General features: G+C 45.9%; 6 protein-coding genes. All 6 read right to left on the bottom strand.

Annotated features, from left to right (window positions below; genetic code table 11):
* Positions 1–345 precede the first annotated feature (345 nt).
* The gene (locus CAG60_RS15590) at positions 346–2,109 is read right to left on the bottom strand and encodes a protein-disulfide reductase DsbD (protein WP_443276298.1); all 1,764 of its coding nucleotides are present in this window, start codon (positions 2,107–2,109) and stop codon (positions 346–348) included.
* A gap of 76 nt (positions 2,110–2,185) precedes the next feature.
* Entirely contained in the window at positions 2,186–2,665 is a 480-nt protein-coding gene (locus tag CAG60_RS15585) for an arginine repressor (RefSeq protein ID WP_004394416.1), read from the bottom strand.
* A 210-nt stretch (positions 2,666–2,875) separates the two neighbouring features.
* Positions 2,876–3,886 (bottom strand): ornithine carbamoyltransferase, encoded by a 1,011-nt coding sequence (locus tag CAG60_RS15580; RefSeq protein WP_161439371.1) that lies wholly within the window; start codon positions 3,884–3,886, stop codon positions 2,876–2,878.
* Between the two features lie 117 nt (positions 3,887–4,003).
* Positions 4,004–4,918: a carbamate kinase gene (gene arcC, locus CAG60_RS15575; protein ID WP_158137459.1), complete on the bottom strand. Its 915-nt coding sequence runs from the start codon at positions 4,916–4,918 to the stop codon at positions 4,004–4,006.
* A gap of 60 nt (positions 4,919–4,978) precedes the next feature.
* Positions 4,979–6,199, bottom strand: coding sequence for an arginine deiminase (arcA, locus tag CAG60_RS15570; protein WP_004394419.1), 1,221 nt, complete (start codon positions 6,197–6,199; stop codon positions 4,979–4,981).
* An 830-nt stretch (positions 6,200–7,029) separates the two neighbouring features.
* Positions 7,030–8,260 (bottom strand): YfcC family protein (locus CAG60_RS15565; protein WP_161439370.1); only part of this gene is annotated, 1,231 nt, incomplete at its 5' end.

The raw sequence follows: 8,260 nt of genomic DNA, 5'->3' as shown, positions 1-8,260 counted from the left end.
TATGAGTTCACTGGATATGCTAGGGATAAGTAACCTCTACAAAATGTGAGCTACCGCGGTAAAGATTTTTTAGAGCGATAAAAATCACCGTCTACGAACCATTATCACGTTTGGTAGGTTGAATGGCGTTCGATAAGCGCACACTTTGCAGGATGAGCAAGGGGGATGAGCTGAAGAAAATTTACAGCAATAGTCTTATTGGTCAAGGAAATGCTTGGTTGTTGAAAGTTGCTCTCTGGTTATGATTATCGTAAACGGCGTGTGGTATCACAAAAAAGGGAGAGATATTTAATTAGGGAAATAAAGATGGCAGATAAATCAACGGTGATTTATCTGCCAAGCCGATTAGCGTTGAAACTTTTCTAGGTGAGCAAGAAAAGGATGTTCGGCCATAAAGCCGGTAATACGCGCTTGAGGTAGTCGGTTTCCTTGTTCATCCCAAAAATCGATGGTCGGCAAACCAAGTACTTGCAGATGCTGTAAGAGTTCAAAATCTTCCGGCTCACTACGGGTGACATCCACTTGCAGTAATACAAAGTTTTTTAGCTGCGCTTCAACGGCGGGCTGGTGAAAGGTATAACGCTCAAATTCTTTACACGCGACACACCAGTCAGCGTAAAAATCGAGCATCACCGGTTTTCCGGCTGTTTTAGCGTCGAGCAAAGCTTGATTAAGCTGCTCGACGGTTTTAATCGGTTGAAACTGAATGTTAGCTTGCTGAGCGCTGTAATGATTGGGATTCAGCCAATAACTCAGCAGTGGTTGAGCAGAGAATAATAAGCCGAGGATAGCGATGATCCCTATCAGGCTTTGTTTCCAACCTGCAAAAGGTAAGCTGTTTTTTGCATGATAGAGCCAACCGAATGCGCTTAGTCCTAACGCCGACCATAAGACCGTGCTCCATAAGCTAGGGATCATTCTCTCCAGTAGGAAAATGGGTGCGGCGAGCAGAACAAAACCAAACAAGATCTTGATGCGATTCATCCAATCCCCTGCTTTCGGCAATAACTGGTTACCGAATACGGCGACAGCGATTAAGGGAATTCCCATGCCTAAGGCCAATGCGTAGAGCGCGACGCCCCCCGTGATCAAATCACCACTTTGTGCCACGTAGAGCAAGGCTCCCGATAAAGGAGCTGTGGTGCAAGGAGAGCAGACTAAACCCGAAATTGCGCCCATCATAAACACGCCGCCAAGCCGTCCACCTTGTTGGCGCTGACTTAAGCTACTTAGCCAAGTTTGCACGCTACTTGGCAGTTGCAAACTGTATAAACCAAACATCGATAACGCTAAGGCGACAAATAAGACACTCAATGTCATCAGGACATAAGGGTGCTGCAAAGCGGCTTGAAATTGTAAACCCGCAGAAGCTACCACTAAACCCAATAAGGTGTAGGTCAACGCCATCCCTTGCACATAGACCACACTTAGCAGCAATGCGCGGCGTTGTGAGATAGCTCCGCCACCAAGTACGATACTGGTTAAAATTGGGTACATGGGTAATACGCATGGGGTAAAAGCCAAGCCAATACCGAGTAATAAAAACAGCAGCGGAGTCCAAGCACTGTGGGCTAATCGATTCGCTAAAGAATCTTGTTGTGAAGTGGCAAGGTTGGTTTCGTTAACGGTCGTGCTAGAGATAGATTCGCTGGATGCTTGGGCGATGACGGGATCGAGATCAACAACCCGAGTTTCAGGTGGATAACAAAATCCTGCGGCGGCGCAGCCTTGATAGCGCACGGTCAATGTAGCACCAGATTGGGCATTGTTCAGTGATACGTTTATCGACAGTGGCGTATCATAAATCATCACATCGCCAAAAAATTCATCATGATACGGCTGTGCTTGCGGCAACACGTAATCGGCCAACTGGGCGTTTTTAGCCTCAATGGTTAGGCTACTTTGATATAAATAGTACCCTGGCTTGATCTGCCAATCTAAAAATAGTTGATCAGCTTGTTGGAAAAAAGACAGCGGAAAGGCTTGATCGACCGGAGCAAAGCGCGATGCTCCGTTTAACTCAAATGAGGGATTAACGGTCAAAGTGGCCAATGCCGGCGTACTGATTGCCGTACTAAGCAGCAGTAAAAGAGAAATAAATAGACGCATCATCACTACAATATCCAAAACACGATTGGCTTTACTATATAGACAACGGGTTGGAAGATACAGTGCAGCGCTGGGCTTAAGCCACCCCTAAGCGACTTTTGACAATCCGCTCACAGGCTTCGACACGATTGGCGTCGCGCGGAATCACGAGTACGGTATCATTACCGCCCACGGTACCAATGATTTCGCTGTGCGGATCGATATCAACCAAACGAGCAACTAACTGAGCGCTGCCCGGATGGGTCTTGACCACCACGACCGATTGGTTGTGAGTAATAAACTCTATTTGCGAAGCAATGGACGATTCAACGCGTACTGGTGCGGTTTCTACCGTGATGCAATAAACTTTTTTGCCACAAGCATTACGGATTTTGACTACACCAAGCTGAGAAAGTAAGCGTGATACGGTTGATTGGCTTACGCCTTCAAACCCCAGTTCAACTAAGCGCTCGCGTAATTCATGTTGATTGGCGAAGCTTTGCTGTTGTAGCAGCCTCTTGCAGGCCGCGGTTAATGAGCGTTCATCAGCATCAATGTCAGGGATGGTTCGGTTCACGGTCGTACCCTCGTTTAACGATTAAGCAAACATCATTCTGGAGTTGAGCATATCACTTATTGATTTACGGCTTATTGCGGCAGATCACCAAATAAAAAACTGCATTATGATGATTAGTTAGTTGTTTAAATGGATGAACAACGAGGTGGAGAAAATCACGAGCCGGACTTCGGCTCGTGATGTGGTGAGAGGAAGATAAAGGGTTATCGATCAGTCACCGAGGGTGGCTACCATCACCGCTTTAATGGTGTGCATCCGGTTTTCTGCTTCGTCAAACACAATAGAATGTTCAGATTCGATCACTTCATTGGTGACTTCAACCCCTTGTTTTAGCTCTGGGTAAGCTTGGGCCAACTCTTTGCCAACCGTGGTATCTTCACCGTGGAATGCCGGTAAACAGTGCATGAATTTGACATGCGGATTACCTGTGGCTTTAAGCATGTCCATATTGACTTGATAAGGCAGCATTAACTGGATGCGCTCGGCCCACGCTTCTTTGGCTTCGCCCATCGAGACCCAAACATCGGTGTAGAGGAAATCACAACCCATGATGCCTTCTTGCACATCTTCAGTTAGGGTGATTTTTGCTCCCGTTTCTTCAGCAATTGCGCTGCAAGTGGCAACCAGTGATTCTGTTGGCCAGAATGCTTTTGGCGCGACGAGGCGAATGTCCATGCCCATTTTCGCAGCGCCGACCATTAACGAGTTACCCATGTTATTGCGCGCATCGCCTAAATAAGCAAATTTGATTTGATGCAGTGCTTTACCACGGCCGTGTTCGAGCATGGTCATAAAATCAGCGAGAATTTGCGTTGGATGAAATTCATCGGTTAGTCCATTCCATACCGGAACACCAGCGTATTGGCCGAGTTCTTCGACAATCTCTTGGCCAAAACCACGGTACTCAATCCCATCATACATCCGACCTAGTACGCGAGCGGTGTCTTTCATCGATTCTTTGTGGCCAATCTGTGAGCCAGAAGGGCCAAGGTAGGAGACTTGCGCGCCTTGATCAAAAGCCGCGACTTCAAAGGCGCAGCGAGTGCGGGTCGAGGTTTTTTCGAAAATTAAGGCAATATTTTTGCCTTTCAGGCGAGGCTGTTCATAGCCATTGTATTTGGCTTTTTTCAGCTCAATCGATAAATCTAATAGATGCTGGATCTCTCTTGGTGTGAAATCAAGCAGTTTTAGGAAGTTACGGTTACGTAAATTAAAAGCCATGATGTTATCCTCGTTTTAGGCGCTAGCATGATGTGCGCGAGCGCTGAGTATTTCGCTGATTGACGTGGTGACAACCTAGATTGGTGGGAGGTTGTCATCCAGCCTGAAACCTAGTATTTAATGGTCACGAATGATATTGGTCCCCGCTTGACCTTCTAAAATGGCTACCGCGTCTTCCAGAGCTCCAATGCCTACCAGACGGCCACCTTGTTTAATAAATTCACAGGAAGCTTGAATTTTCGGTCCCATAGACCCTTCGTCAAATTGATAAGCCGCTAATTCACTTGGCGTTGCTTGACGCAAAGCATGTTGAGTTGGGGTTCCCCAGTCGAGATAAACCGCATCGGCATCGGTTAAAATAAGCAATGCATCGGCGCCAATTTGTTTGGCGAGAAAGGCGGCTGACATGTCTTTATCGATCACCGCTTCAACGCCCACTAATTTACCTTGCTGGTACTTAACTGGAATGCCGCCACCGCCAGTACAAATCACTAAATGTCCATCGGCAATCAAGGTATTGATGGCTTGATGTTCAACAATCCCCGTTGGTAGTGGGCTTGGCACCACACGGCGGAAATACTGGCCATCAGGTTTTACTGTCCAATGGTATTTTTCTGCCAAAGCTCGCGCTTCTTCGGCTTGATAAACCGGGCCAATCGGTTTGGTTGGATTGGCAAACGCAGGGTCATTGGCATCAACGGTCATTTGAGTCAACATACAAGTCACGTTGCGTTCTGGAAGTAGGTTTTTAAACTCTTGCATCAGCATATAACCAATCATGCCTTGAGTTTCACTGCCCAATACGTCAAGTGGATACGGGTTAACTTTTTTGTACTCTAGCCCTTGTAATGCTAATAATCCGACTTGTGGGCCATTACCGTGCACCAGTACCACATTGTAGTGCTCGGCCACTTTCGCGATGGCTTGCGCGGCAATCTGAATATTGTGGCGTTGAACATCCGCTTCTAATGGCTCGCCGCGACGAAGTAAGGCATTGCCTCCTAAGGCGACGACAACAGTTTGTTTTGTCATGGTCATTTCTCTCGTTGATGGATGGAAGGAGAAATCTCCTTCCATATCACTCGCCCTAACTTAGATGTCATCACGTTCAATAGGGCAGCTCATGCAGCGAGCGCCACCACGGCCACGGCCTAATTCATCACCTGGGATAGGCAGCACGGTGATGCCTGCTTTATCGTATTTCTCATTGGTGTAAGTATTGCGCTCATAACCAATAACGACGCCTGGGCGAACCGTTAGGACGTTGTTGGCATCGTTCCACTGCTCGCGTTCTGCTTCGAAGCTATCGCCGCCGGTGGTGATCATTTGTAACTTATCAACACCCAGTGCGCGCTCGATGGTATGAATGTAAGAGGCTTGTTGAGTGGCTTTAACTTTGCCAGAAGCATCGCCGGTTAAGCTCCAACATTTCACATCATCTGGAATCACATTTGGATAGACAGAGAAGGTATCTTCACGCATGTGAGTCATGACGGTATCGAGATGCATACAAGAGCGTTCTTGAGGCAGCTCAAGGGCAATCACTTGTTTGGCTTGACCGTGTTTAAACAGTGCTGAAGCCAGTTGTTCCACCCCTTGTGGCGTAGTGCGCTCTGACATGCCGATTAACACCGCGCCGCGTCCGATGACTAAAACGTCGCCGCCTTCGATGGTAGACTTATCGTAGTTGCGTTGTTCATCACCGAAATATTTGATGAAGTCTTGGCCAGCGAAGGTTGGGTGCCAGCGATAGATTGCTCTGAGATGGTTAGTTTCACGCTGACGAGCGACTTTCGCCATCGGGTTAATGGAGACGCCACCGTATACCCAGCACGAGGTATCGCGAGTAAATAAATGGTTAGGTAGTGGTTTAATAATGAAATCATCGGCTTTATGCATCGATTGTAAGATAGACGATGATTGCATCGGGAACTGGCCGTAAGACAAGCCACCGGTTAGGATTTTAGCTAATTCAATATGCGGTAAATCATTAAGGAAGCAGCGAACATCGTTGGCAAACGTTGGTCCAAAACGATTATCTGAGATTTGCGTATGTAACAACCACTCTTTGGCTTCACTGACATCGAGGGTTTCGGCAAGCAAATTCGTTAGCAGCAAAACCTCAACACCTTGATCGCGGAGGGTTTGTGCAAAAATATCGTGCTCTTTACCTGCACGTTCAATATCTAACACATCATCAAATAATAAGTCGTGACAGTTAGAGGGGGTTAAATGAGTTAATGCACGTCGTGGACGATGAATTAAAACGCGGCGTAATTGACCTACTTCAGAACCTACGTATAACTTACTCATAATCGTATCTCTCTTATTTTGTATACCTTGATTAACTAAAGGTATAATTATTTTGTAGGGTGTATGAGGGAGATTGAAATTTATATTTAAATTCATCTCTTTGTTCTGTGTTTTATATTACCTTGTGTGGATGTTCTTTCTTGGATGTGGCTCACAGTTTACTTTTTATATTAATTTGCCATTTTAGATGAGTTATTAACAAATATTATTCATTTGATAACGTTTAAATCGGCGGTTTTTTAATGGTTTTTTATGGAATAAAATGCTTTTTATTATTGTTCATCAGCCAGTTTTCAGTCTGATAGCATTTGATTTGGAAATATTATGCAAACCATAAAAGTGTTGGGTGGTATTAGAGTGGCGAATTTATTCACTATTCGGGATTAGGTAACGGTTTTTATGGTTTTATTTTCCCTAATGTTAACAAAATAAGCGAGGAAAGATTGATCTAGAACAATTGTAAATTGCTGGTGATTTACGGGAGTCTAGAATTAATGGATTAATTTAATTCATGGTTTGATAAATAAAACTATACCCAAACGACTTGAAATTGCAGGTAGGCGGCAAGTGAGTGAATCCCCATAAGCATAGGCAAACTATGTGATTGGGGTGAACGGACGTAGCCAACACCGCTGCAGCTTCAAATAGGAAGGGTATAATTAATCGCAAGTCAGATCGTTGTTGGCAACATGACGATAGGGGATAGTAGGAAAGCAAAAAGCCGCACCAGATAGCGTGCGGCTTTGCAGAGTAAGAATATTATCAAGCAATGATTTTATTGTTTTGTTATGGCTAGGATGACGTTGATTAAGCGGCGTTCACGTGAACCTTTAAAGTAACACACCAATGCTGAGCATAATCATAATCAATACACACAAAATTCCCAGTAATGGCGCGACCCATTTTATCCAGCGTACATAAGGGACGCGGGCAATGGCTAAGCCCCCCATCACCACTGCAGACGTTGGTGTGACGAGGTTAACTATCCCTGATGCAGATTGGTATGCCGTCACTACCAGATCGCGACTGACGCCGGCAAAATCGGCCAGTGGCGCCATGATTGGCATGGTTAACACGGCTAGACCAGAAGACGATGGCACTAAGAACGACAATAAAATCTCTAGCCAGTACATCACGTTAATAAACATCACTGACGATAATCCAGTCACGATATGCTCAGCTGAATTGAGTATCGTATCAGTGATCATGCCCCGGTCCATCACCACGACAATACCACGCGCAATCCCGATGATTAACGCGACGCCAAGCAAATCACGTGCACCATCAATAAAGCTAGTGGTGAATTCTTCTTCGCTCATTCTGGCTACAAGACCAATCAGAATCGTTGAACCCAAGAACATCGCCGATATTTCGGCCATCCACCAGCCGGCGACGGATACACCGTAAATCATCACGGCAAAGGAGAGGGCAAAAATGGCTAAAATAATTTTGCGAGTGGTAGTAAAAACTAAGCTTTCTCCGCTACGGTTACCTAAAAAGTGTGCTTGGTTTTCTTCATATTTATCGTAAACAATCGACTTACTTTGATCGGCGCGAACCATTTTCGCATAGCGCATCACGTACATGACACAGATGATCCAGCCGACTAATAAAATCGCAAGACGCAGGAAAATGCCGTCGGTAAAAGGAATCCCCGCTGCGTTGGCGGCAATCACGGTCGCGAAGGGGTTAATGGTGGAACCTAAAGTACCAATGCCAGCCCCTAGTAATACGGTTGCCGCTGCGACCACTGGGTCAAAACGAGCTGCCATCATCACTGGCACTAATAGGGTATAGAAGGGGAGTGATTCTTCTGCCATGCCGTAGATGGTGCCTCCCGCGGCAAAGAGTGCCATCAGGATGGGGATCATTAATTCCTCTCGCCCTTGTAAGCGCGAGGTGACTCGTTCAATACCTGCGTCAATCGCTCCAGTTTTAGTCACCAAGCCAAGAAAACCGCCGATGATGAGGATAAATAACGAAACATCAATTGCCGCCGCTTCGTAAGTCGTATGATCATAAAAACCATCAATGGGAGCGAGAAGTACATCAATCACACCC

It is taken from the genome of Vibrio sp. V33_P6A3T137 (genome assembly GCF_009904835.1).
In the GTDB taxonomy this organism is placed as follows: Bacteria; Pseudomonadota; Gammaproteobacteria; order Enterobacterales; family Vibrionaceae; genus Vibrio; species Vibrio metschnikovii.
The sequence above is the reverse complement of the archived record's forward strand: the minus strand, read 5'-3'. Positions and strand labels throughout refer to the sequence as shown.